Origin of the sequence: Burkholderia sp. BCC0405 (genome assembly GCF_902833075.1) — a bacterium.
Lineage (GTDB): Bacteria > Pseudomonadota > Gammaproteobacteria > Burkholderiales > Burkholderiaceae > Burkholderia.
The window spans coordinates 119,509-144,541 of the sequence record NZ_CADFEO010000008.1 but is presented as its reverse complement, the minus strand read 5'-3'; the positions used below and the strand labels follow the sequence as shown (position 1 = coordinate 144,541).

The following is a 25,033-nucleotide window of genomic DNA, read 5'->3' as shown; positions in this document are numbered from 1 at the left end:
AGCGCCGTGATTTAGCGGAAGAGGATTCCCCGAACATGACTGATCTTCGTCTTACCATGCGGTTCGCTGCAGTGCTCGCCACCGGCGCGCTCGTTGCCGGTTGCGGTACGTCGTCGCCCACGAAAGTGGACTACAAGAGCGATTCGAAATCGAAGGAAGCGTCGCTCGCAGTGCCGCCCAATATGCTCGACGAGACGGCCGATCAGCGTTCGCTGCCGCCCCAGGGCGGCGCGACTTCCCTGTCCGCGCTTCAGCAGGTCCAACAGGCAGCGCCTGCGCTGGACACTGTCGCTCCGGCCGTGACCGGCATGCATATCCAGCGCGATGGCACCGAGAGCTGGCTCGTGATCGACGGCAAGCAGCCGGCCGACATCTGGCCGCAGGTTCGCCGGTTTTGGCAGGAGCAGGGCTTCCTGCTCGTCGTCGACCAGCGCGACAAGGGCGTGATGGAAACCGACTGGAACGAAACTCATCCGCAGATCAACGACGGCCTGATCCGTAGCGTGATCTCGAAGGCGATGGGCAACTCGTACGTGACGGCCGAGCGCAACAAGTACCGCACGCGTCTCGATTCGGCGCCGAATGGGGGCACCTATGTCTTCATCAGCCAGAAGGGGATGCGCGAAGCGATCACGGGCTCGAACAACGATTCGAGCAAGTGGGAACCGAAGCCGAATGATCCGGCACTCGAGACCGAATACCTGAAGCGATTGATGGCGGTGCTCGCACAGAACGAGCAGCGCGCGAAGAACGGCGAGCCGCCAATCGCGAACATCAAGGACAACACGATACCGAAGGACAAGGACAAGAAGGCCGACGCCGACGCATCGTCGAAGGCTGCTGCAGCGATTGCCGCGCAAAACGTCTCGCGCACGTCGGCGCAAGGCAACGATGCGGCTGAAGCTGCCGTCCCGTCGGAAGTCACGCTTGGCGAGCCGTACGACCGGTCGTGGCTGCACGTCGGTCTCGCGCTCGATCGTGCGAACTTCACGGTCGACGATCGCGATCGCACGAAGGGCCTGTATTTCGTGCGCTATGTCGATCCGAAGGATCTGACTTCGGCCGAGCAGGGCTTCTGGAGCCAGTTGTTCCACGGCAAGAAGGAAAAGCAGGCGAAGCAATACCGTGTCAACGTGAAGGCACTCACGGCCGACCAGACGCGTGTCGCGGTCGTCGACGATTCGGGCGCAATTGACACCTCGTCACCGGCTCGTCAGATCATGGGGTTGCTCGTGAATCAGCTCCGCTGATTTCGGCGTTGCTCCGCCACTGCAAAGCCCGCCACATGGCGGGCTTTTTTATGGCCGCTCGCCGGCGCGCACATGTGCGGGAGGGTTCCGTCCCTCCTCGTGACGTTACGTAACATCCGCGTGTTACGGCTGAAAAACGTATGCGACATTGTCGATGGTAAAAAATTTTCCTTATAAATCAATAAGGTAGTCGATTATGCGTGGCTGGCACGCAACCTGCTTTATATGTTGAAATTGTTGAAACAGGGAGGATGGCGTCAGATACCGGGGGGGGTGCCGCGAGCGCCCGATCAACGGTATCGACGTCCTCGAATGTCGACGCGACAAGCGTCGGCGCAACTGATGACGATCCGCGCCAGCGTGCGGATCTCGATGGCCCCGTCGCCTATCCTCGTAGGGCGACGGTTTCGCCCGCGCTTCTCTGAAGCGCGGGCTATTTTTTTTGGGGGCTTTCGTGCGAACCCGTGCTGGCGCAGCCGATGCACGATTCGCGTATTCTCGGACTTCTCAAGATGAAGGAGGCGGGAATGGCGGAAATTGCAGTCGTGGCGCTGATCGTGGCGAAGCCGGGCGCCGAGGAGAAGTTGCGTGCCCAGCTCGAAGGGATCGTCGAGCCGACCCGCAACGAAGCAGGGGCATTGCAGTACGACCTGCACCGGGACTTGAACGAGCCCGCGCGGTTCGTATTCGTTGAGCGGTGGGCAAGCGAGGAGGCGCTTGCTGCTCATGCGCGCTCCGCGCACATTCTCGCTTATCGCGAAGCGGCCGCGAACTGGATCGAGCGTTCCGAAATCCGCGTGCTGTCGAAGCTCGCCTGAGCCGGGTGGGGCGACCGGACGCGTCCGGTCGCGGGGTGCGTCAGTGCGACGTGTTGGGTACGTCGAGGATCAGGATGATCGTCCAGTCGGCGTCGCCGTCGTGATGGTACTGGCGCTCTGCGACGATGAACGGTTGCTGCTTGCCTTGCGGGCCGAGGAAAAGCACGTCGCCCTCCATCGGCAGGCACTCGATCGGCGGCAGCGCGAGGAACGCGTCAGCCGAGCCGCGGGGCATCAGTTGCTTGATCTGGCGAGTGGCGGCTTCGGTCCACTCGATGTCGAGTTGAATGTTGCTCATGCTGTCCTCCGCACCGGGGTGCGCACGGGTGGAAAATTTCGGTGCGCGACTTTAGCACAGCGCACGGGCACCGCAACCAAAAAAGCCGAACCCGGTTGCCCGGATTCGGCTTTTCGCTTGTGCGGTACCGCCGAACTTACTGGCTGGCAGCGTCTGCGGCCTTGGCAGCCTTCTTCGCAGCAGCCTTGTGGTGAGCAGCCTTCTTGCCGTGGTGATGATGATGCTCTTCCTGCATCGCCGGCTGTGCGGCTTCAGCCGCTTGCTGCTGTTGCAGTGCCTGTGCGCGCTGCTCGATCTCGGAGATCTTGGCCGGATCGGTAATCGTCTTGATTTCCGTGCTCTCTTGCGCATACGCTGCGCCAGTCAGCGCCGACATCGCTACCAGGATAGCCAGGGACGTCTTCTTCATTGCTTTACCTCCGCTAAGTGGTGATGAACCCGAGTGTTGCCGTTTTGTCTGGCGACTGCAATCGAGTGCGTGTCGAGTGTAACAAAAGTGACGGATCAATGTGCATTGGATCGTGGCGCGACGCAAGGCCCCGTTGAAGTCGCGCAACACTTCGCACGTTTCGTCACGCGCTTGCCATCGCCGCCGTAGTCATTTCGGCCCGGTTTCCCCGCAGCCGTCAGAACCATCCAAGCCATCGATAGACATGGAACTGAGCGATGCCGACCAGTTCGTGCAGCGCCTGCTCGGCGTTGACCACATTGAGCCAGCGCGGCAGCCAACCCGTTTGCGCGCGTCGGCGATTCGCATAAACGGGCTGCGGATCGATCCCGAAACGGTGGAAATCGAGCAATGCGCGGCGCATCTGGTATGACGAAGTGACGAGAATGCGTGCGTCGTCATGCTGTGAGCGTAGTATAGATGCAGTGAATTTCGCATTTTCGTAGGTCGTGCGGCTATCCGGTTCCAGAACGAGATCCGCAGGCGCGACGCCTTCGGCGACGAGTTCGCGCCCGTATACGGCAGCCTCGGTTTCGCCGTGATTCTCCGGGTCGCCGCCCGACATCACCACGGTGCAGCGCTCTGCTTGCTGTCGGCAGGTGCGGTAGAGCGCCGCGATCTTGTGGATGCGAGCGGCCCCGTCAGATGGCGGCCGCAGCCCGGAGTCGGTGCGCTTCGTGCCGGCGCCGATGAGAATCAGTGTGGTCCGCCCGTGCATGTCCGGGTGCTCGACGGGTACGACGCCTGCCTCGCTCCAGGCGATCAGCGGCGCGGCGAGCCAGCCCGTTGCGAGCAGCCAGAACAGCGCAGCGGCGGCGATCGAGATGATTCGTCGCCGCTTGCGGCAGAGCATGAAACAGATGAAGAGAAGTGCAAATGAATCGAACAGAATCAATTTGATTGGGGTATGGTGTCTTTTTATGGACGGCTGACGATCCGGCCCTGACGCGACGCCGAACGTCGGCCTCCAGAATCGGTGGCGGTATCGGCGGGCGGACACGCCGCCCGGCGCGCCGCTTCGCATTGTCGCTGCACTTTAAGAAAGAATCGAGATGGCCACGTATTCCAACGAAGCGGTGCTCGACGCATTGAGACGAGTGCAGTACCGCCAGGTACCGTGGGCACGCCGCCCGGGCGTGTTCGAGTATCTCCGTTCGCTCGGGCTGATGGACACGGTCAGGCAGAAAACCGTTGCCCCCGCGCCGGGCTTCCATGCACCGGTCGACATTGCCGTGCTGACCGAAAGCGGTCGAGCCGAATTCTCGCGCCTCGAGCGCGACGAGAAATTACTTTCCTGGACAGATCGCCGCATGGCCGACTACGCATTGAGCGAAGCGAGTGCCGTGGCGATTCTCGAAAGCCGCCTGTAGCGGCCGATCCTCCCGCCGCCCGCATCGGCGTGGGGCTGGCGACGCCCAAAAAAAAGCCCGTATCGCGAGGATACGGGCGTACCGGATACTTTTGCTGTTGCCACGCTGTGCTCATGGCAACAATGTGACTCGTTGTGTGCTACGCAGTTCCCGACCGCAGGTATTTTCTTTGGCGAAATCCCGAAATTGGCAGGACTACGGATGACGCGGCACATCGGACGGCTGCGAGCCGATGCGCGCTCGCGCATTGCTGGCGATGTCGCCGCGCAGGTCGCCACGCGGCACGGTCTGCCGGTTGGGCGGGTTGGCGGGCGGTGGCTGGCGGAGGGTGTTCCGGTGATCCTGCTGGCGATGGGGCGGCTTCGCGCGATCGTCGGCATGGGCTGGGGCGGACAACGCCACGGAAATGACAATGCCGAATGCGACGAGCAGTGACATTGGTTTCATGGCGGGGCTCCCTTCAAGCCGTCGGCGCGGCCTGTTGATATGTCGCTAAGGTAAGCGTGGGAGTGCAGGCTTGCTGTAAATATTGGTAAATAGATGTATCGCGGCACGACAAAGGTAATCGACGGCAACGCAGGCGTCGCGAACAAGTCGCGTCGCAGAAAGAAACCGGGCGGCCGAGGCCGCCCGATCGAGCATTCGTTACGCCATCTTGACGGGGGCGCGCCAGGATTCCGGGTTGGTCCAGAAGGCGCCGCGCAGCCGGTCGCGGCTCGGCGGTGCAGGCGGCTTCGCAGCGCTTGCGCCGATGCGCCCGCGCAGGGAGATCTGCCGGCCGCTCGTGCCGAGTCGCTTCACGATTTCGGCGAGTGTGCCGTCGGCCTGCCATTCATCGAAGCGACGGCGGCAAGTCGGCGGCGACGGATAGCGGCCCGGCAGCTTCGACCAGCCTTCTCCGGTCGACAGCACCCACAGCACGGCGTTCACCACCGAGCGGGCTTCCACGCGGGGGCGGCCGCGCCGCTCACTCCGTGCGGGTTCCGAGCAAAACAGACCCTCGACCAGCGCCCACTCGTTATCTCTCAAATCGTCGAACAGCATCATGTCCTCACCTCAGCGAAGCTAACTCCGGTGCGCTGCCCTGCGCCGCGCACTCTTCAAGCACTCGATCGTCGAGTGCCGGGTGGGGGCGTCCGGTTGGCCGGCAGCGGCGTTTCTGCTCTTCCGTCCGACGAAACCTGCGCCCTGTGCGTCAGGTAATGCACGAAGCGTGCCATGTCGGAGGTAATTCCCTCGAGAGCCGCTTGGCAGCGAGCTAACGGCTAAGTCAGCTAGGGGCGTATAAGACGCCAAAATAACCCACCAGCAAATCGGGACAATCACCAATCTTGTGCAGTTCGCCCGCGTCACGTGCGTTCGCGGATGTATTGCACCGCAGCGAAACATGTGGGGCAGGTGCCTGATTCGCCCCTCGACGCCGGATTCACGCATTAAAATCGCGCATCGATATCGACGATTGATGAGGTCGGGAAATGAACGTCACGCTGCGCCAGCTTCGCGTCTTCATCGAGGTCGCGCGGCTCAAGAGCTTCAGTCGCGCGGGTGACGAGATCGGGCTCACGCAGTCCGCGGTCAGCCGCTGCGTGCGCGAGCTCGAGGCCGAGCTCGGATTAAAGCTGATCGACCGCACGACGCGCGACGTGCAACTGACCGATGTCGGCGCGAACCTGATCGCGAGCGTGTCGCGTCTGCTCGACGATCTCGACGACACGCTGCGAGAGATTCGCGAGATCGGCGAGCAGCGCCGCGGGCGCGTGATCGTCGCAGCAAGCCCGACGATCGCATGCCGGCTGATGCCGCGCGTGGTTGCGTCGTGCGAGCGCCAGTTTCCGTTCGTGACGCTTGGTTTGCGCGACGATGTGCAGAGCGACGTGTTGCGCAAGGTGAAGTCGAGCGAGGTCGATTTCGGTGTCGTGATCGGGCCGCTCACGGTGGCCGATCTGGTCTGCGAATCGCTGATGACCGATTCGTTCTGCCTGGTCGCACGCGCCGACCATCCGCTCGCGGCGCGTGCCGAGGTGCCCTGGACGGCGCTGGACGGCGAGCGCCTCGTGCTCCTCGATCATGCGTCGGGAAGCCGGCCGCTGATCGATGCCGCGCTGGCTGCCCATCGCGTCAACGCGACGGTCATGCAAGAGCTTGGGCATTCGGCGACCGTGTTCGGACTTGTCGAGGCCGGCGTCGGCGTGAGCGTGCAGCCGTGGCTGTCGCTGCCGCTCCCGGCCGGCTCGACGCTTGTCGCGCGGCCGCTCACGCCACGCACCGAGCGCACGGTCGAACTCGTGCGCCGCCGCGACCGGTCGTTGTCGCCCGCTGCACAGGCCATCTGGGAACTCGTGCGGCAGATGCCGGCGAGGGCGGAGGATCTCGACTGACCCGCACCGATGCGCACCAGTCCGGCTTGCGGGCCGGTACACTGCGCGAATCGTGTTCCTCGAAGGTGGTTGTCGATGGCGCATTTCGCAGAGTCTCTTCCGGTGGCTGGCGCGCCTGCGGCGCGCGACGCAGTGCACGCGTTGCGTCCGTCGCTGATCCGGGAGGTGGCAAATGCCGGCTTTGGCGTGCCGGACATGCTGCCGTTCTGGTTCGGCGAATCCGATCGCGTGACGCCCGACTTCATCCGCGACGCCGCAGCGGCGGCGCTGCGCGACGGCGCGACCTTCTACACGCACAACCTCGGCACCGCGCCGCTGCGCGACGCGATCGCGACCTACGTCAGCGCTCGTCACGGTGTGACGACGGCCGACACCGTGGCCGTGACGAGTTCGGGCGTGAGCGCGCTGATGCTGGCCGCGCAGATGCTCGTCGGTGCGGGCGAACGCGTCGTCGCGGTCACGCCGCTGTGGCCGAATCTCGTCGAGATCCCGAAGATCCTGGGGGCTCGGATGGAATGCGTCCCGCTCGACTATGACGCTGCGGGCTGGCGGCTCGATGTCGGGCGGCTGCTCGCGGCGCTGACGCCCGAGACGCGGATGCTGCTGATCAACTCGCCGAATAATCCGACCGGCTGGACGATGTCGCGCGACGACCAGCAAGCCGTGCTCGCCCATTGTCGCCGCCACGGCATCTGGCTGGTTGCCGACGAGGTGTACGAGCGGCTCGCTTTCGACGCATTCGGCGCGCCATCGTTCCTCGACATCGCGTCGCGCGACGAGCGGGTCGTAGTCGTGAATTCGTTTTCGAAAGCGTGGGCGATGACGGGCTGGCGCCTGGGGTGGCTCATCGCGCCCGCGGCGGTGATGGCTGACCTGGCGAAGCTCGTCGAATACAACACGTCATGTGCGCCGGGCTTCGTGCAGGCAGCGGGTGAAGTCGCACTGCGCGATGGCGAGCCGTTCGTACGGTCGTTCGTCGCGGCGCTGCGCGATGCGCGCGATCACCTGGTTGCCGCGCTGCATACCCTGCCGGGTGTCGAGGTGCCGCCTCCGTCGGGCGCGATGTACCTGTTTCTGCGCCTCCCGGGCGCGTCAGACAGTCTTGCGTTCTGCAAGAGGCTGGTGCGCGAGGCGGGGCTCGGTCTTGCGCCAGGGCGGGCGTTCGGCCCCGAGGGGGAAGGGTTCGTGCGCTGGTGCTACGCATGCGATCCGGCACGACTCGACGCGGGAGTCGAGCGGTTGCGCCGGTTCCTCGCACTCGGCGCAGCTGTCCGTTGAAGCGGGGCCGGAGCGCACGTGGCGCGCTGGCGGCGGCGCGTTCGGCTCATCTTTACGCACCGGACAATTTTGCGTAATATGGCGCTCAGTCACGCGGTTCCGTCGTTGAGCCGTGCTGTTCCGTCCGGTTTGGGCCTGGCCTGAAGTTGGTTCGCCGCCCCCGGTTCGTGCTCCCATCAATATGACCGATCAGAATCGGGCGAGCGCGTCTTCCGTTCCTTTCGTCTGTTTGTTGATCCGGTTCGTTTGACCACAGGGTCTGGCCTAGCTGCATGAATACCCAAGAGGCGAAGATCGTCCTCGAGACTGCTTTGATCTGCGCGCAGGAACCGCTGAAACTCGGCGATTTGCGCAAGCTCTTTGCCGACGGCGTGTCGGCTGACACGGTCCGCACGTTGCTCGAAGATCTGAAACAGGATTGGTCCGGCCGCGGCGTCGAACTGGTGGCGCTCGCAACCGGATGGCGCTTCCAGAGCAAGCCGGCGATGCGTCACTATCTGGATCGCCTGCATCCCGAGAAGCCGCCGAAGTATTCGCGTGCGGTGCTCGAAACGCTCGCGATCATCGCGTACCGGCAGCCCGTCACGCGCGGCGACATCGAAGAGATTCGCGGCGTGACGGTCAATACGCAGGTGGTCAAGCAACTCGAGGATCGCGGCTGGATCGAAGTGATCGGTCATCGTGACGTGCCGGGGCGTCCGGCGCTGTATGCGACGACCAAGCAGTTCCTCGACGACCTCGGCCTGAAGGCGCTCGATGACCTGCCTGCGCTCGAAGAGCCGGCCGCGAACATCGAGGCCGCGCTGCTTGCGCAGCAGGCGATGGATTTCGACGAGGGTATGGCGGTCGCAGGCGACGCAGCGGGCGACGCGCCGCAAACGGACGAGGCAATCGCCGGTCAATCGGCAGGATTGCCGGATGACCCCGCGGCGGACGTCGCGTCGATGCATGAAATCGCGCGCCGCGATACGCTCGATACTGATCGCGGACAAGCGGAACAAATTGAACAGGCTGGCGCCGAAGCAGTGCCAGCCGGTGTGCAGCCCGAGCCGCTGCGCGCGGATTGGAACGAGGAAGATCGCAAGCCGGCTGCCGAAGCGGTTGCCGGAGACGGAGCGGAAGCGGCCGGCGGCATGCCCGGCGAGGCTGGCCAGGCCGACGCCCCCCGTTCCCGTCCTGCGGACGACGAGATGCTGGACGACACGTCCGACAGTCTCGCCGATGCCGTACGAAGCGCCAGTGCACCCATCGGTGCCGACGCGCTGCCGGACGACGAAGCAGAACCCGAACAGCGTCGCGCCTGATCGCGGCCAACTTCTTGCCGCGCCCGCGCCGGGCGCGAGACCTGACATTTTGAGGTTGTTTTGACAGATATCCACGATATTGAATCGTCCGCGCCTGCCGTGCAGGCGGCGCGTGCCGACGATGCACCGGAGCAGGGCGCTTCGGCCGAGGGTGGCGACGAGCGTCCTCGCCGCGGTCTGCGGCGAGGCCCGCGCAGCCTGATCGCGCGGCGTCGCGCGGCGGCCAAGTCGAAGGGCGCCGAAGGCGAGCCGGAAGGCGGAGAAGGCGCTGACGCGCAGCCGGCCGAAGCCGCCGAAGCGCAGCAGCCGGCGCGTGCACCGCGTAAGGAAGGTGCGGCCAAGGGCGCTCGCAAGCCGGCCGCCAAGCGCGAAGGTGCTGCGGCCAAGTCCCAGGGCGGTCAGGGCCGTCGCGGTGGCGCATCGAAGGCTGAAAGCGGTGCGGCGAAGGTGGAAGGCGGCGATGCGTCCCAGGACGAACTGTTCGCCTACGTAACGTCGCCGGCATTCGACGCTGACAACTCCGCGGGCGGTAGCGGCGTGCGCGCGCCGATGCTGCGTCGCGGCCGCAACCAGCCGGCGAACAAGCGCGTGCTGTCGCCTGACGACGACGCGCCGAAGCTTCACAAGGTGCTGGCGGAGGCGGGCATGGGCTCGCGCCGCGAAATGGAAGAACTGATCGTCGCCGGCCGTGTGTCGGTGAACGGTGAGCCGGCGCACATCGGCCAGCGCATCATGCCAACCGACCAGGTGCGGATCAACGGCAAGCCGGTCAAGCGCAAGCTGCCGAACAAGCCGCCGCGCGTGCTGCTGTACCACAAGCCGACGGGCGAGATCGTCAGCCATGCGGATCCGGAAGGCCGTCCGTCGGTGTTCGACCGCCTGCCGCCGATGAAGACGGCGAAATGGCTCGCGGTGGGCCGCCTCGACTTCAATACCGAAGGTCTGCTGATGCTGACGACTTCGGGCGATCTCGCAAACCGCTTCATGCACCCGCGTTACAGCGTCGAGCGCGAGTACGCGGTGCGCGTCGTCGGCGAACTGGCCGAAGGCATGCGGCAAAAGCTGCTGCACGGCGTCGAGCTCGATGACGGCCCGGCGAACTTCCTGCGCATCCGCGACGGCGGTGGCGAAGGCACGAACCACTGGTATCACGTTGCGTTGGCCGAAGGCCGCAACCGCGAAGTGCGCCGGATGTTCGAGGCGGTCGGCCTGATGGTGAGCCGCCTGATCCGTACGCGTCACGGCCCGATTCCGCTGCCGCGCGGCCTGAAGCGCGGTCGCTGGGAAGAGCTCGACGACACGCAGGTGCGCAAGCTGATGGCGACCGTCGGCCTGAAGGCGCCGTCCGAAGAGAAGGGCAAGCGCGGCGCTGCCGGCCAGCCCGAGCGACGCCAGCCCGATCCGATGCAGACGTCGATGGGCTTCATCAGCCGTGAGCCGGTCCTGACGACGCACGGGCAGCTGGATCAGCCGCGTCGTGGCGGTGGTCGCCGTGGCGGGCCGGGCCTGCCGGGTCTGAGCGGCTACGGCAGCCTGCCGGTCGCGCCGTCGGGCTACGGCAATCGCACCGGCGGCGGTCGAGATGGCAACCGTGCAGGCGGGGGCGGACGCGATGGCAATCGCGCTGGCGGTGGTCGTGGCGATGTCGACGGCAACCGCGCGTCGTATGGTGCAGGCCCCAAGCGCGACGGCGCGGGCCCGAAGCGCGGCGGCAGCAAGGGCGGTAATCGCAACCCGAACGCCAATCGTGCCGAGGGCGCCGGCAACGGTGGCGGCCCGCGCGGCGGTCAGCGTCCGCAGCGCAGCCGCACGCGCAGCCGCTGAGCATTCGGCATGCGCTGCAAGGCCGTCGGCGTGCCGGCCTGATCGGCATCCGGCCGGTCTTGTCGGCGTGGGGCATTGCGTTGATTACTTTCGACTGTATATATATCGCGCGGCGCTGGATGGCCGCCGGCATGATCGATTACCGGCATGCCGCGATGGCCCCGGTTGATCGAGCAGCCCGATTTCGCTTTTTGGGCCCGTAAAGGCAGCCGACACGCTGCTTTTACCGGCTGGCTTGGCGTTTGCGCCAAAAATCGCTATAATCGCGGAGTCGCTGGGCGTACGGATTCAATGTGCGGCTCAGGTGCGACCACCAGTAAGAAGATGGGCGTTCCGCCCATTTTTTTTTGCTGAAACGGTTAGGCATCTCGGGTAGCGCTTCCTGCGCCGGCTAAGGCGCGCGCCCGCGGGTGAATCGCGAGCGGCGGGCGCGAACACCTGAGAGGACACAGTGCAACTGACGGAACTGATAGAAACCACGGTCACCGGGCTCGGCTACGAGCTGGTGGATCTCGAGCGCACCGGGCGCGGCATGCTTTGCATCTATATTGATCAGCCTGCCGGCATCTCGCTTGAAGATTGCGAAAAGGTCACGCGTCAGCTCCAGCACGTCTTGACGGTCGAAAACATCGATTACGAACGGCTCGAAGTCTCGTCCCCGGGGCTCGACCGCCCGTTGAAGAAGCTGGCCGACTTCGAGCGCTTCGCCGGCAGCGAAGTTTCCGTGACCTTGAAAAAGCCGCTGGACGGGCGCAAGACGTACCGGGGCATTCTGCACGCGCCGAATGGCGAAACGATCGGTTTGGAATTTGAGAGGAAGAAGGGCGAGGCGGCCATGCTGGATTTCACGCTGGCCGATATCGACAAAGCCCGCCTGATTCCGCAAGTTGACTTTAGGAGCCGCAAATAATGAGTCGCGAAGTGTTGATGCTGGTGGATGCGCTGGCGCGCGAGAAAAACGTCGACAAGGATGTGGTGCTGGGCGCCCTCGAGGCTGCGCTCGCGTCCGCTTCCAAGAAGCTGTTCGACGAAGGCGCCGAAATCCGCGTCCATATCGATCGCGAAAGCGGCGAGCACGAAACCTTCCGTCGCTGGCTCGTCGTGCCCGACGAGGCAGGCTTGCAGGAGCCGGATCGCGAGATCCTGCTGTTCGAGGCACGTGAGCAGAAGCCCGACGTCGAAGTCGGCGAGTATGTCGAGGAACCCGTTCCGTCGATCGAGTTCGGTCGCATCGGCGCGCAGGCCGCGAAGCAGGTGATCCTGCAGAAGGTGCGCGACGCCGAGCGCGAGCAGATCCTGAACGACTACCTCGAGCGTGGTGAAAAGATCATGACGGGTACGGTGAAGCGCCTCGACAAGGGCAACTTCATCGTCGAATCGGGCCGTGTCGAGGCGCTGCTGCGCCGCGATCAGCTGATCCCGAAGGAAAACCTGCGCGTGGGCGACCGCGTGCGCGCGTACATCGCGAAGGTCGACCGCACCGCGCGCGGCCCGCAGATCGAGCTGTCGCGTACGGCGCCCGAGTTCCTGATGAAGCTGTTCGAGATGGAAGTGCCGGAAATCGAGCAGGGTCTGCTCGAGATCAAGGCGGCTGCCCGCGACCCGGGCGTGCGCGCGAAGATCGGCGTCATCGCATACGACAAGCGGATCGATCCGATCGGCACCTGCGTCGGCATCCGCGGTTCCCGCGTGCAGGCCGTGCGCAACGAGCTCGGTGGCGAAAACATCGACATCGTGCTATGGTCGGAGGATCCCGCCCAGTTCGTGATCGGCGCGCTCGCGCCGGCAGCTGTCCAGTCGATTGTCGTCGATGAAGAAAAGCACTCGATGGACGTCGTCGTCGACGAGAACGAGCTGGCTGTCGCGATTGGCCGCAGCGGTCAGAACGTTCGCCTTGCAGGCGAACTGACCGGCTGGCAGATCAACATCATGACGCCGGACGAATCCGCCCTGAAGCAGGGTGAAGAGCGCGACCGGCTGCGTGCGCTGTTCATGGCGCGTCTCGACGTCGACGAAGAAGTTGCCGACATCCTGATCGACGAAGGCTTCACGAGCCTGGAAGAAATCGCGTACGTGCCGCTCAACGAAATGCTCGAAATCGAGGCGTTCGACGAGGACACCGTGCACGAACTGCGCAACCGCGCACGCGACGCGCTGTTGACGATGGCCATCGCGAACGAAGAAAAGGTCGAGAACGCAGCGCTGGATCTCAAGAGCCTCGACGGCATTACGCCGGAGCTGCTCGCGAAGCTGGCCGAACACGGCGTGCAGACGCGCGACGATCTCGCCGAGCTGGCTGTAGATGAACTGGTCGACATGACTGGAATGGAAGAGGATGCCGCTAAGGCGTTGATCATGAAAGCACGTGAACACTGGTTCCAGTGAGAAATGACCATGGCGCACTGATTTGATGGCGGCCGTATGGCCTGACCCGATGCTAACCGCAAGGAATCGGTCCTTGCACTAAGAGGAATGAATGGCGAGTAACAACGTAGCCCAATTTGCCGCGGAACTGAAAATGCCTGCTGGTGTGCTGCTCGAACAGCTGCAGGCAGCGGGCGTCCAGAAAGCGAGTGAAGACGATGCGCTGTCCGAAACGGACAAGGCGCGTCTGCTCGATCATTTGCGCAAGTCGCACGGCGCAACCGACGGCGACAAGCGCAAGATCACGCTGACCCGCAAGCATACGTCGGAGATCAAGCAATCTGACGCGACGGGCAAGGCTCGCACCATTCAGGTCGAGGTCCGCAAGAAGCGTACGTTTGTCAAGCGCGACGACGTGAGCGAGGGTGCGGAACAGGGTCAGGCGCAGGTCGCCGAAGCGGACGACGATGCAGAACTGAAGCGTCGCGAGGAAGAGGCGCGCCGCGAGGCCGAGCTGCTCGAGAAGCAGGCGCAGGAACTCCGCGAGCGTCAGGAACGCCTCGAGCGCGAGGAAGCGGAACGCCGCGCCCGCGAGGAGGCGGCCGAAGCCGAGCGCCGTCGCGCCGAGGAAGAGGCGGCGGCGAAGCGTGCCGCGGCCGAAGCTGCGGCGGCACAGCAGCAGGCGGTCGCGCAGCAGGTCGCTGCAGCCGAGCAGGAAGCGGCGCCTACGCAGTCCGCGCAGGACGAAGCACGCGCAGCCGCCGAACGTGCGGCGCAGCGCGAAGCGGCGAAGAAGGCTGAAGACGCTGCCCGCGAGGCGGCGGACAAGGCGCGCGCCGAGCAGGAAGAGATCAGCAAGCGCCGTGCGGCGGCGGAAGCCGAAGCGCGCGCGATTCGCGAAATGATGAACACGCCGCGCAAGGCCGTGGTCAAGGCAGTCGAGCCGCCGAAGCCGGTCGAGCCGCCGAAGCCGGCCGAGGCGAAGGGCACGCTGCACAAGCCGGCAAAGCCGGAAGGAGCGCAGGCGCGTCCGGCCGTGAAGAAGCCGGCCGGTGCAGCACCGGCAACGACGCAGGCGCCGGCAGGCGCGGGCGACCGCAACAAGAAGCCGGGCGCAGGCAAGGGCGGCTGGCAGGACGACGCGTCGAAGCGTCGCGGCATCAAGACGCGCGGCGATTCGAGCGGCGGCGTCGACCGCGGCTGGCGCGGCGGCCCGAAGGGTCGCGGCCGTCACCAGGACAGCGCATCGTCGTTCCAGGCGCCGACCGAGCCGATCGTCCGTGAAGTGCATGTGCCGGAAACCGTTTCGGTTGCCGATCTCGCGCACAAGATGTCGATCAAGGCCTCCGAAGTCATCAAGGTGATGATGAAGATGGGCCAGATGGTCACGATCAACCAGGTGCTGGACCAGGAAACGGCGATGATCGTCGTCGAGGAACTGGGCCACCGCGCGGTTGCCGCGAAGCTGGACGATCCGGAAGCGCTGCTCGTCGAAGGCGAAACCGGTACTGACGCAGAGCAGTTGCCGCGTCCGCCGGTCGTCACGGTGATGGGCCACGTCGACCACGGCAAGACCTCGCTGCTCGACCACATTCGTCGCGCGAAGGTTGCCGCGGGCGAAGCGGGCGGCATTACGCAGCACATCGGCGCTTACCACGTCGAAACGCCGCGTGGCGTCATCACGTTCCTCGATACGCCGGGTCACGAAGCGTTTACGGCAATGCGTGCACGCGGCGCGAAGGCGACCGACATCGTGGTGCTGGTGGTCGCAGCTGACGACGGCGTGATGCCGCAGACGAAGGAGGCAATCGCCCACGCGAAGGCGGGTGGCGTGCCGATCGTCGTCGCGATCAACAAGATCGACAAGCCGGAAGCGAACCCCGATCGCGTCAAGCAGGAGCTGGTCGCGGAAGGCGTCGTGCCGGAAGAATACGGTGGCGATTCGCCGTTCGTGCCGGTGTCGGCAAAGACGGGCGCAGGCATCGACGATCTGCTCGAGAACGTGCTGCTGCAAGCCGAAGTGCTGGAACTGAAGGCACCGGTCGAGGCGCCGGCCAAGGGCATCGTGATCGAAGCGAAGCTCGACAAGGGCAAGGGCCCGGTCGCGACGATCCTCGTTCAGTCCGGTACGCTGAACCGCGGCGACATCGTGCTGGCGGGTACGGCCTACGGCCGCGTGCGTGCGATGCTCGACGAGAACGGCAAGCCGACGAAGGAAGCCGGCCCGTCGATCCCGGTCGAAATCCAGGGTCTGTCGGAAGTGCCGGGTGCGGGCGAGGAAGTGATCGTGCTGCCGGACGAGCGCAAGGCGCGTGAAATCGCACTGTTCCGTCAGGGCAAGTTCCGCGACGTCAAGCTTGCGAAGCAGCAGGCCGCGAAGCTGGAAAGCATGCTCGAGCAGATGGGCGAAGGCGAAGTGCAGAACCTGCCGCTCATCATCAAGGCGGACGTGCAGGGCTCGCAGGAAGCGCTCGTACAGTCGCTGCTCAAGCTGTCGACCGACGAAGTGCGCGTGCAGATCGTGCACAGCGCGGTGGGTGGCATCAGCGAAAACGACGTCAACCTCGCAACGGCATCGAAGGCTGTCATCATCGGCTTCAACACGCGTGCAGATGCACAGGCGCGCAAGTTGGCCGAGTCGAACGGCATCGACATCCGCTACTACAACATCATCTACGACGCAGTGGATGAAGTGAAGGCGGCAATGTCGGGCATGCTGGCGCCGGAGAAGCGCGAAGTCATCACCGGCATGGTCGAGGTGCGCCAGGTGTTCAAGGTGCCGAAGGTCGGTACGGTCGCTGGCTGTATGGTCACGGACGGTATCGTCAAGCGCTCGTCGTCGGTTCGCGTGCTGCGCAACAACGTCGTGATCTTCACGGGCGAACTCGAATCGCTGAAGCGCTTCAAGGACGACGTGAAGGAAGTGAAGCAAGGCTTCGAGTGCGGTATGTCGGTGAAGAATTTCAACGACGTCATCGAAGGCGACCAGTTCGAAGTCTTCGAAGTGACCGAAGTCGCGCGTACGCTGTAATCGTCGCGCATCGGCTCATGGGCGGGGCAGGCTTGGGCCTGTCCCGCCCATTTTCATGGTGGCGTGCCCGACAATGGGCCACCGCTTCATCCTGATAAAGGATACGGATCGATCATGTCCAGGAAACGGACTTCCCCCAATCGCAACGTTCAGATCGCCGACCAGATTCAGCGCGATCTGTCCGAACTCATCATGCGCGAGGTCAAAGACCCGCGCATCGGCATCGTGACCATCCAGAGCGTGGAGCTTACGCCGGATTACGCACACGCGAAGGTCTACTTCACCGCGTTGACCGGCGATCCGGCCAAGACGCAGGAAGCGCTGAACCACGCGTCGGGTCACTTGCACAACCTGCTGTTCAAGCGCCTGCACATTCATACGGTGCCGACGCTGCATTTCCACTACGACCAGACGATCGAGAAGGCCGTGGAAATGTCGCGCCTGATCAAGGAAGCGAACTCGACGCGCGCGAAGGACGACGACGAGGCCGACACGGCCACCAAGGACGACTGAGCTCGACCGGCCTATGACGACTGCAGCATCCCAACGTCCGCGCGTGCCCCGGCGCGTGCTGGACGGCGTCCTCCTGCTCGACAAGCCGGTCGGCCTGTCGAGCAACGACGCGCTGATTCGCGCGAAGCGCCTGCTGCTCGCGAAGAAAGCCGGGCACACCGGCACGCTCGATCCGCTGGCTTCGGGCTTGCTGCCGCTGTGCTTCGGCGAGGCGACGAAGTTCTCGCAGGATCTGCTCGAAGCGGACAAGACCTACGAAGCGACGATGCGCCTCGGCCAGCGTACGGCCACTGGCGACGCGGAAGGCGAGGTGATCGACACGCGGCCCGTCGAATGCGATCGCGCGGCGGTGGAAGCCGCGCTCGTGCGCTTCACCGGCGAGATCGTGCAGGTGCCGCCGATGTATTCGGCGCTCAAGCGCGACGGCAAGCCGCTGTACGAATATGCGCGCGCGGGGCAAACCGTCGAGCGCGAGGGCCGCAACGTGACGATCCTCGCACTCGAGTTGCTCGCGTGCGACTTGCCTGACGCGACGTTTCGTGTGACCTGCAGCAAGGGCACGTACGTGCGCACGCTGGCGGAGGATATCGGCGAGGCGCTCGGTTGCGGTGCGCATCTGACGATGCTGCGTCGCACGGGCGTCGGTGCGCTGACGCTCGAGCATGCGGTGACGCTCGATGCGCTGTCCGATGCCGATGACGCGTCGCGCGATGCGTGGCTCCAGCCGGTCGACGCGTTGTTGTCGACGTTTCCGCTGGTTCGTCTCGATGAAACCAGCGCGAAGCGATTCCTGCACGGCCAGCGTTTGCCGCTGTCGGCGCTCGACCCGATCGATGCGGCCGAAGGTGAGCGTGTACGTGTGTACGACGCGACTCGGCTGCTCGGTGTGGCTCGCAAGGCGAGCGGCGTACTGGCGCCGGAGCGGCTCGTCGTCACGGCGGCCTGAGGCAGCCGAGCGGACGCGCTCCCGTCGAAATGAAAAAGCCCGGTCGATGTCGGCCGGGCTTTTTGTTTGCGTTCAGGCTACGTGTTCAGTGTGCAGCCGATGCCGCGGCACCTGCATCGCCACCACCGGAGCGCTCGGGCTTCGTGATCCAGATCAGCCCGATCAGCAGCACGAAGATCGCTGCCGAGATGTAGAACAGGTCGTTCACGCCGAGCTGCGCGGCCTGCTGCGTGGCCATGTTGTTGATCAGCCCGTGCGCCTGGTCTTGCGTCAGCCCGAGGTTGCCCATCTGCGTGACGGCCTGGTTGAACGTCGGGTTGTAGACGTTCGCCTGCTCGACCAGTTGTGCGTGATGGAAGTTGTTGCGATGGTCCCAGGCCGTCTGGAAGATCGATGTGCCGATACCGCCGCACATGATCCGCACGAAGTTCGACAGGCCCGATGCCGCAGGGATACGATGGCCGGGCAGGCCGGACAACGTGATCGACACCAGCGGGATGAAGAAGCCGGCCATCGCGATGCCCTGCACGAGCGTCGGCAGCGTCAGCGACCATTCGTCGACGCCCGTCGTGTAGCGCGACCGCATCCAGAAGCACAGCGCAAACGTCAGGAACGACGCCGTCGAGATAAAGCGCGGATCGGTGCGCGGCAGATACTTCCCGGTGAGCGGAGACAGCAGGATGGCGAACAGCCCGACCGGCGCCATCACGAGACCGGCGTCGGTCGCGGTGTAGCCGATCTGCGTCTGCAGCCACAGCGGCAACAGCACGAGGTTGCCGAAGTACAGGCCGTACCCGATCGACAACGCAACCGTGCCGCCGGTGAAGTTCCGCATGCGGAACAGCGACAGGTCGACAACCGGATGCTCGGCGGTCAATTCCCAGATGACGAAGAACGCGAACGCAATGACGGCAGTCAGCGCGAGCACGATGATGGTCGTCGACGCGAACCAGTCGAGATCCTTGCCCTTGTCGAGCATGATCTGCAGCGAGCCGACCCAGACGACCAGCAGCGCGAGGCCTACGCCGTCGATCGGCGCGCGGCGCACGGCCGACTCCCGATTGCGGTAGATCGCCCACGTCGCGCCGGCGGCAGCGATGCCGACCGGGATGTTGACGTAGAAGATCCACGGCCACGAGTAGTTGTCCGAGATCCAGCCGCCGAGGATCGGGCCGGCAACGGGCGCGATCAGCGTCGTCATCGCCCATAGCGCGAGCGCCATCGGCGCCTTGGCGCGCGGATAGCTCGACAGCAGGAGCGCCTGCGACAGCGGAATCATCGGGCCTGCGACCGCGCCTTGCAGCACGCGCGACGCAAGCAGGAACGGCAGGGTGGGCGAGAGCCCGCACATCCACGACGAGATCACGAACAGGATGATCGACGCGAGGAACAGGCGCACCTGCCCGAAGCGGTCGGTCAGCCAGCCGGTCAGCGGCACCGAGATTGCGTTCGCGACCGCGAACGACGTGATGACCCACGTGCCCTGGTCGGACGACACGCCGAGGTCGCCCGAGATGGTCGGGATCGCGACGTTCGCGATGGACGTGTCGAGGACGTTCATGAACACCGCGAGCGATACCGCGATCGTCCCGATCACGAGTTGCCCGCCCTGCAAGGGCGGGTGAGAGACAGGAGCCTGTGCCATGTCGGTTGTTTTTCCGGAGTCGGAACGGTTACATCATCTTCGCGACGGCATTCGACTTCGACGCAGTCGGCGCCGATGCGTTGCCGCCTGTGTTCTCGGCGATGATGCGGGCGATTTCGGCATCAGCTTCGTCGCCGTACTTCGCGAACACGTTGGTCTCGTAGACGGTGTTCGGCGCGTTGACGAGCTGGTCGCCGCGTTCGTCCTTGATGTCCACGTCGACCTGCATCGACAGGCCGATGCGCAGCGGGTGCTTGTCGAGATCCTTCGGATCGAGTTCGATCCGTACCGGCAGGCGCTGCACGACCTTGATCCAGTTACCCGTCGCGTTCTGCGCCGGCAGCAGCGAGAACGCCGAGCCCGTACCGGCAGAGAAGCCGACCACCTTGCCGTGGTAGACCGCCGACGAGCCATAGATGTCGGCCGTCAGTTCGACCGGCTGGCCAATGCGCATATGCTTGAGCTGGACTTCCTTGAAGTTCGCATCGACCCACACTGCGTTCAGCGGCACCACCGACATCAGCGGCGTGCCCGGCGACACGCGCTGGCCGACCTGCACCGAGCGCTTCGCGACATAGCCGGTCACCGGCGCGGGCAGCACGTTGCGGGCGTTCGCAAGATACGCGTCGCGCACCTTCGCGGCCGCGGCGAGCACGTTCGGGTGCGAGGCGATCGTCGTGTTCGCGGTCAGCGCGCGATTCGACGCGAGCTGCTGTTGCGCGGCGTCGAGCGATGCCTGAGCGGCCTTCACGGCGTCGCGTGCGTGCGAGATTTCTTCCTGCGACACGGCGCCCGTCTGCGCGACGGCCTGGCGGCGACGCAGGTCGTCCTCGGCCTTCGACAGGTCGGACTGGCGCAGCGCGACTTGCGCGCGGTACTGGTCGTCGTTGACGAACAGGCCGCGCACCTGGCGCACCGTTTGCGCGAGATTGGCTTCGGCCTGCTGCAGCGCGACCTGCGAATCGGCCGGGTCGAGCACGACGAGCGGATCGCCTGCCTTGACCGTCTGCGTGTCGTCTGCTTTCACCGCGATCACGGTGCCGGTGACCTGCGGCGTGATCTGCACGACGTTGCCGTTCACGTACGCGTCGTCGGTCCCTTCATGGAAGCGGGCGACGAGGAAGTAGTACAGGCCATACGCGATGGCCGCGATTACGATGACCGCGACGAGCAGCGTCATCATCCGTTTGCGCTTGCCGTTGTTCTGCGGCTGCACGCTGGCGGCGTTTTGTTGGTCGCTCATGGCGATTTTCTCCGTCCGTTATTTCGAGTGTCTGCGTAGTGGTGGCGCCGGATCAGTTGGCGGCCTGTTTTGTCGGCTTGTCGGCGTCGGGTGCGGCGAGCGGCGTGCCGGTCGCGTCGAACCCGCCGCCCAGCGCCTTGATCAGCGCGAGCTGCATGTCGCGGCGGCGCATCTTCAGGTTGGTCACCGTCTGCTCCGATGCGAGGCGGTTGCTGTCCGCGCTCAGCACCTGCAACTGCGGCGACAGGCCGGCCTTGTAGCGGATGACTGCGAGGTCGTAGGCGCGCGTCGATGCGTCGAGTGCGCGTTGCGCATCGCCCATCTGGCGATCGATCGCGCGGATCGATGCGACCTGCGTCGCGACGTCGTTCAGTGCATTGATCAGCGTCTGGTTGTAGTTCGCCACCGACAGGTCGAAGTCCGCATAGCGGCCCTTGAGCTGCGCGCGCAGCGCGCCGGCATCGAAGATCGGCAGGTGGATCGCCGGGCCGAACTGCGCCTGGCGGCTCGCGAAGTTCAGGAATTTGCCCCAGCCGAACGCATCGAAGCCGAAGCCGGCCGCGAGGTTCACGTCGGGATAGAACTCGGCCTTCGCTTCCTTCACGTCGTGCATCGCGGCTTCGACCTGCCAACGCGCGGCGACGATGTCGGGGCGGCGCGAGACGAGATCGGCCGGCAGGTTGCCGGGCAGCGCAACTTCGCCGCTCGGGTTCAGCACGGGCGCCGCGATCTGCAGCCCGCGATCCGGGCCCTTGCCGAGCAGCGCGGCGAGCTGGTAGCGCACCGTCGTGATCTGGCCGTCGAGATCCGACAGCGAAGCCTGGGTCGTGGCGATATTGCCGCGAGCCGTCTGGCGTTCGACGTTGGTGTCGAGACCGGCCGACACACGGCCGTCGGTGATCTTGCCGACCGTCTCGCGGTTGGTGATCTCGCGTTGTGCGATATCGCGCAGCGCATAGAGTTGCGCGAGCGAGTTGTAGGTGCGTGCGACCGACGACGCGAGCGTGATGCGTGCCTGCTGCATGTCTGCTTCGGCCGCTTTCTCCTGCGATACGGCGGTATGCAGGCGTTCGCGGTTTTTGCCCCACAGGTCGAGTTCCCACGACGCGCTCGCGAGCGCATTGTTCTCGCTGTACCACTGGCCGCCGTACGGGGGCGGGAACAGCGCGTTCGACGAATACAGCTCGCGCGTCCACGAATAGCTGGCTTCCGCCTTCGGCATCAGGCTCGAACGCGACGATTCAATGTATGACGACGCCTTTGCGATGCGCGCCTGTGCCTGCGCGATCGACGGATTGCCCTGCAGGGCCTCGTCGATCAGCTTCGGCAACTGCGGATCGCCGAACTGGCTGGCCCAGTCGAGCGCCGGCCACTGGCCGCCCTGGGCCGGCAGGCTCTGGGCGGATTCGAATTGCGACGCGGGGGCGATCTGCTTGTCGCTCTTGATGCCGATGTAGTTCGCGCAGCCCGCCAGCGCCAGTGCGGCGACCGCGACGGCGACGGCGGTGCGGCACGACCCGGCGCGCACGGACAACGGGGAGGATTTCATCGCGCTGATCCCTGACTCGGAATGAATGATGGACACTGCAAGGATTTCCTTACATTAATCTGTCAAAAGTAATTGTTATGGCAACTATTACGTGATGCTGCCGCCGGTGGTCTCGCAGTAGTTGCTGAGAATGCGGCGCAGCATGCTCTTCAGGAACCCGACTTCTTCCGGCGTAAACCCGTCCAGCACCTGATCGAGCACACCGCGGAAAATCGGCGGCAGCCGTTCGGCGAGCGCACGGCCTTCGTCGGTCAGCTCGAGGCGCACGACACGCCGATCCTCGATGCTGCGGACGCGGGACAGCAGGCCACGTTTCTCGACCCGGTCGAGCAGGCGCGTGACCGCGCTCGCGTCGATCCCGTATTCGCGCGCGAGCTCGGCGGCCGTCGAGCACTTGCCGACCGCGATCATGAACAGCATGCTCGCCTGTGTGCCCGTGATGCCGAGCTCTTCCTGCGTGCGTTGCGTGACGAGGTTGGTCATCACCGACTTCACGCGCGACATCAGATAACCGACGCTGTCGTTCATCTGATACGAGGACAGCGGCGAAACAGGTGGTTGGGTAGAAGAATCCGGCATAAAACCCTGAAGCTGCAATAGTTGACTAGGCAGCATTATAGGCACAGTTGCTTGCCGCGGCAAATGTTAATCGAACGGCAAAGGGCGCGCTTTGTGTCACACAAATCCCTTGTCTTCGTAAGGTTTTTGGGCTCGCCGGTGACGCGGGCTTCGATTGACGGGCGTGTCCGAGGGGAGGGCGAGCCGGCCGGCTTTTGTTGCGCTGCAACGCGCCCGTCAGCTCTCGACATCCGCACGTGCTATAATTTGTGGCTTTCCAAGCTGCAATGCGCGCGCCCGTGAAAAACGAGCGGGCGCTTTTGCGCGTTCAAACGATTTCCAGGTTTCTATGACCCGCGCCCTTCGCAATATCGCCATCATCGCCCACGTCGACCACGGCAAGACTACGCTCGTCGACCAACTGCTTCGCCAGTCCGGCACCTTCCGCGAGAACCAGCAGATTGCGGAGCGGGTGATGGATTCGAACGACATCGAAAAAGAGCGCGGGATCACGATTCTCGCGAAGAACTGCGCGGTCGAGTACGAAGGCACGCACATCAACATCGTCGACACGCCGGGGCACGCGGACTTCGGTGGCGAGGTGGAGCGCGTGCTGTCGATGGTCGACTCGGTGCTGCTGCTGGTCGACGCAGTCGAGGGCCCGATGCCGCAGACGCGCTTCGTCACGAAGAAGGCACTCGCGCTCGGCCTGAAGCCGATCGTCATCATCAACAAGATCGACCGTCCGGGTGCGCGGATCGACTGGGTCATCAACCAGACCTTCGACCTGTTCGACAAGCTCGGTGCAACCGAAGAGCAGCTCGACTTCCCGATCGTCTATGCATCGGGCCTGAACGGCTATGCGTCGCTCGACCCGGCTGCGCGCGAAGGCGACATGCGCCCGCTGTTCGAGGCGATCCTCGAGCACGTGCCGGTCCGTCCGGCGGATCCGGATGCGCCGCTGCAGCTGCAGATCACGTCGCTCGACTATTCGACGTATGTCGGCCGGATCGGCGTCGGCCGGATCACGCGCGGTCGCATCAAGCCGGGCCAGCCGGTCGCGATGCGCTTCGGCCCGGAAGGCGACGTGCTGAACCGCAAGATCAACCAGGTGCTGTCGTTCACGGGCCTCGAGCGCGTACAGGTCGAGTCGGCCGAAGCGGGCGACATCGTGCTGATCAACGGTATTGAAGACGTCGGCATCGGCGCAACGATCTGCGCGGTGGATACGCCGGAAGCGTTGCCGATGATTACCGTCGACGAGCCGACGCTGACGATGAACTTCCTCGTCAACTCGTCGCCGCTCGCCGGCCGCGAAGGCAAGTTCGTCACGAGCCGCCAGATCCGCGACCGCCTGATGAAGGAACTGAACCACAACGTTGCGCTGCGCGTGAAAGACACCGGCGACGAAACGGTGTTCGAAGTGTCGGGCCGTGGCGAACTGCACCTGACGATTCTCGTCGAGAACATGCGTCGTGAAGGCTACGAGCTTGCCGTGTCGCGTCCGCGCGTCGTGATGCAGGAAATCGACGGTGTGCGGCACGAGCCGTACGAGCTGCTGACCGTCGACGTCGAGGACGAGCATCAGGGTGGCGTGATGGAAGAGCTCGGTCGCCGCAAGGGCGAGATGCTCGACATGGCGTCGGATGGCCGCGGCCGCACGCGTCTGGAGTACAAGATCTCGGCGCGTGGCCTGATCGGCTTCCAGAGCGAATTCCTGACGCTCACGCGCGGCACGGGCCTGATGAGCCACATCTTCGACTCGTATGCACCGGTCAAGGACGGTTCGGTCTTCGAGCGCCGCAACGGTGTGCTGATCTCGCAGGACGACGGTGCTGCCGTGGCCTACGCGCTGTGGAAGCTGCAGGATCGTGGCCGCATGTTCGTGAAGCCGGGTGACGCGCTCTATGAGGGCATGATCATCGGTATCCACAGCCGCGACAACGACCTCGTCGTGAACCCGATCAAGGGCAAGCAGCTGACCAACGTGCGTGCATCGGGTACCGACGAAGCCGTGCGCCTCGTGCCGCCGGTCCAGATGTCGCTCGAGTACGCAGTCGAATTCATCGACGACGACGAACTCGTCGAAGTGACGCCGCAGTCGATCCGCCTGCGCAAGCGCTTCCTGAAGGAGCACGAGCGTCGCCGCGCGAGCCGCGAAGGCGCGGTCGACTAAGCGTTTCGTGCGTTCGCTGCATCACGGAAAAGGCTGCCTG

At 64.7% G+C, this 25,033-nt stretch carries 21 protein-coding genes and 1 pseudogene; 13 read left to right on the top strand and 9 right to left on the bottom strand.

Going from position 1 to position 25,033, the window contains the following annotated elements:
• Positions 1–35 precede the first annotated feature (35 nt).
• A complete protein-coding gene (gene bamC, locus HWX36_RS15635) occupies positions 36–1,250 on the top strand; it encodes an outer membrane protein assembly factor BamC (protein WP_175952959.1) in 1,215 nt (404 codons plus the stop codon).
• 527 nt (positions 1,251–1,777) lie between these two features.
• A complete protein-coding gene (locus HWX36_RS15630) occupies positions 1,778–2,068 on the top strand; it encodes a putative quinol monooxygenase (RefSeq protein WP_175953102.1) in 291 nt (96 codons plus the stop codon).
• Between the two features lie 40 nt (positions 2,069–2,108).
• Here HWX36_RS15630 and HWX36_RS15625 read toward each other — a convergent pair whose 3' ends face one another.
• From HWX36_RS15625 to HWX36_RS15615, 3 genes are all read right to left on the bottom strand, one after another.
• The gene (locus HWX36_RS15625) at positions 2,109–2,366 is read right to left on the bottom strand and encodes a hypothetical protein (RefSeq protein WP_021162409.1); all 258 of its coding nucleotides are present in this window, start codon (positions 2,364–2,366) and stop codon (positions 2,109–2,111) included.
• Between the two features lie 136 nt (positions 2,367–2,502).
• Positions 2,503–2,775 (bottom strand): hypothetical protein, encoded by a 273-nt coding sequence (locus HWX36_RS15620; protein ID WP_175952958.1) that lies wholly within the window; start codon positions 2,773–2,775, stop codon positions 2,503–2,505.
• 217 nt (positions 2,776–2,992) lie between these two features.
• Positions 2,993–3,709: a YdcF family protein gene (locus tag HWX36_RS15615; RefSeq protein ID WP_175952957.1), complete on the bottom strand. Its 717-nt coding sequence runs from the start codon at positions 3,707–3,709 to the stop codon at positions 2,993–2,995.
• 157 nt (positions 3,710–3,866) lie between these two features.
• Here HWX36_RS15615 and HWX36_RS15610 point away from each other — a divergent pair, with 157 nt between their 5' ends.
• On the top strand, positions 3,867–4,184 hold the full coding sequence (locus HWX36_RS15610) for a hypothetical protein (RefSeq protein ID WP_011351791.1): 318 nt from the start codon (positions 3,867–3,869) through the stop codon (positions 4,182–4,184).
• 195 nt (positions 4,185–4,379) lie between these two features.
• Here the strand turns inward: HWX36_RS15610 and HWX36_RS37170 are convergent, their stop codons facing one another.
• Both HWX36_RS37170 and HWX36_RS15600 read right to left on the bottom strand, forming a co-directional pair.
• Positions 4,380–4,631, bottom strand: a complete 252-nt coding sequence (locus HWX36_RS37170) for a hypothetical protein (RefSeq protein ID WP_244136432.1) — start codon at positions 4,629–4,631, stop codon at positions 4,380–4,382.
• Positions 4,632–4,841: 210 nt separating this feature from the next.
• A pseudogene (locus HWX36_RS15600) lies at positions 4,842–5,228 on the bottom strand (transposase); the annotation flags it as partial.
• A gap of 431 nt (positions 5,229–5,659) precedes the next feature.
• Between HWX36_RS15600 and HWX36_RS15595 the strand changes: the two are divergent.
• The 9 genes from HWX36_RS15595 to truB all read left to right on the top strand — a co-directional run bounded on the left by HWX36_RS15595 (position 5,660) and on the right by truB (position 17,822).
• Positions 5,660–6,562 carry a LysR family transcriptional regulator gene (locus tag HWX36_RS15595; protein ID WP_046545490.1) on the top strand — a complete coding sequence of 301 codons (903 nt, stop codon included), beginning with the start codon at positions 5,660–5,662 and terminating at the stop codon, positions 6,560–6,562.
• A gap of 75 nt (positions 6,563–6,637) precedes the next feature.
• Positions 6,638–7,840 (top strand): pyridoxal phosphate-dependent aminotransferase, encoded by a 1,203-nt coding sequence (locus tag HWX36_RS15590; protein ID WP_175953101.1) that lies wholly within the window; start codon positions 6,638–6,640, stop codon positions 7,838–7,840.
• 272 nt (positions 7,841–8,112) lie between these two features.
• Positions 8,113–9,144: an SMC-Scp complex subunit ScpB gene (gene scpB, locus HWX36_RS15585; protein ID WP_175952955.1), complete on the top strand. Its 1,032-nt coding sequence runs from the start codon at positions 8,113–8,115 to the stop codon at positions 9,142–9,144.
• A gap of 60 nt (positions 9,145–9,204) precedes the next feature.
• Entirely contained in the window at positions 9,205–10,968 is a 1,764-nt protein-coding gene (rluB, locus tag HWX36_RS15580; RefSeq protein WP_175952954.1) for a 23S rRNA pseudouridine(2605) synthase RluB, read from the top strand.
• Positions 10,969–11,419: 451 nt separating this feature from the next.
• Complete coding sequence (rimP, locus tag HWX36_RS15575) at positions 11,420–11,878, top strand: ribosome maturation factor RimP (RefSeq protein ID WP_014897219.1); 459 nt, start codon at positions 11,420–11,422, stop codon at positions 11,876–11,878.
• Positions 11,878–13,353 (top strand): transcription termination factor NusA, encoded by a 1,476-nt coding sequence (nusA, locus tag HWX36_RS15570; protein ID WP_006476166.1) that lies wholly within the window; start codon positions 11,878–11,880, stop codon positions 13,351–13,353. Before rimP ends, nusA begins: the two co-directional genes overlap by 1 nt.
• Before the next feature lie 91 nt (positions 13,354–13,444).
• Entirely contained in the window at positions 13,445–16,363 is a 2,919-nt protein-coding gene (infB, locus tag HWX36_RS15565; RefSeq protein ID WP_175952953.1) for a translation initiation factor IF-2, read from the top strand.
• A gap of 114 nt (positions 16,364–16,477) precedes the next feature.
• Positions 16,478–16,876: a 30S ribosome-binding factor RbfA gene (rbfA, locus tag HWX36_RS15560; RefSeq protein ID WP_060372654.1), complete on the top strand. Its 399-nt coding sequence runs from the start codon at positions 16,478–16,480 to the stop codon at positions 16,874–16,876.
• 13 nt (positions 16,877–16,889) lie between these two features.
• A complete protein-coding gene (gene truB, locus HWX36_RS15555; protein WP_175952952.1) occupies positions 16,890–17,822 on the top strand; it encodes a tRNA pseudouridine(55) synthase TruB in 933 nt (310 codons plus the stop codon).
• Between the two features lie 85 nt (positions 17,823–17,907).
• Here the strand turns inward: truB and HWX36_RS15550 are convergent, their stop codons facing one another.
• The 4 genes from HWX36_RS15550 to HWX36_RS15535 form a co-directional block, all read right to left on the bottom strand.
• Entirely contained in the window at positions 17,908–19,467 is a 1,560-nt protein-coding gene (locus HWX36_RS15550; protein ID WP_175952951.1) for a DHA2 family efflux MFS transporter permease subunit, read from the bottom strand.
• A gap of 28 nt (positions 19,468–19,495) precedes the next feature.
• A complete protein-coding gene (locus HWX36_RS15545) occupies positions 19,496–20,710 on the bottom strand; it encodes an HlyD family efflux transporter periplasmic adaptor subunit (RefSeq protein WP_175952950.1) in 1,215 nt (404 codons plus the stop codon).
• Positions 20,711–20,762: 52 nt separating this feature from the next.
• On the bottom strand, positions 20,763–22,259 hold the full coding sequence (locus tag HWX36_RS15540; RefSeq protein WP_175952949.1) for an efflux transporter outer membrane subunit: 1,497 nt from the start codon (positions 22,257–22,259) through the stop codon (positions 20,763–20,765).
• An 87-nt stretch (positions 22,260–22,346) separates the two neighbouring features.
• Positions 22,347–22,838 carry a MarR family transcriptional regulator gene (locus HWX36_RS15535; RefSeq protein WP_175952948.1) on the bottom strand — a complete coding sequence of 164 codons (492 nt, stop codon included), beginning with the start codon at positions 22,836–22,838 and terminating at the stop codon, positions 22,347–22,349.
• A gap of 328 nt (positions 22,839–23,166) precedes the next feature.
• Between HWX36_RS15535 and typA the strand changes: the two genes are divergently transcribed.
• Complete coding sequence (gene typA / locus HWX36_RS15530; RefSeq protein WP_175952947.1) at positions 23,167–24,993, top strand: translational GTPase TypA; 1,827 nt, start codon at positions 23,167–23,169, stop codon at positions 24,991–24,993.
• The last annotated feature ends 40 nt before the right edge of the window (positions 24,994–25,033 follow it).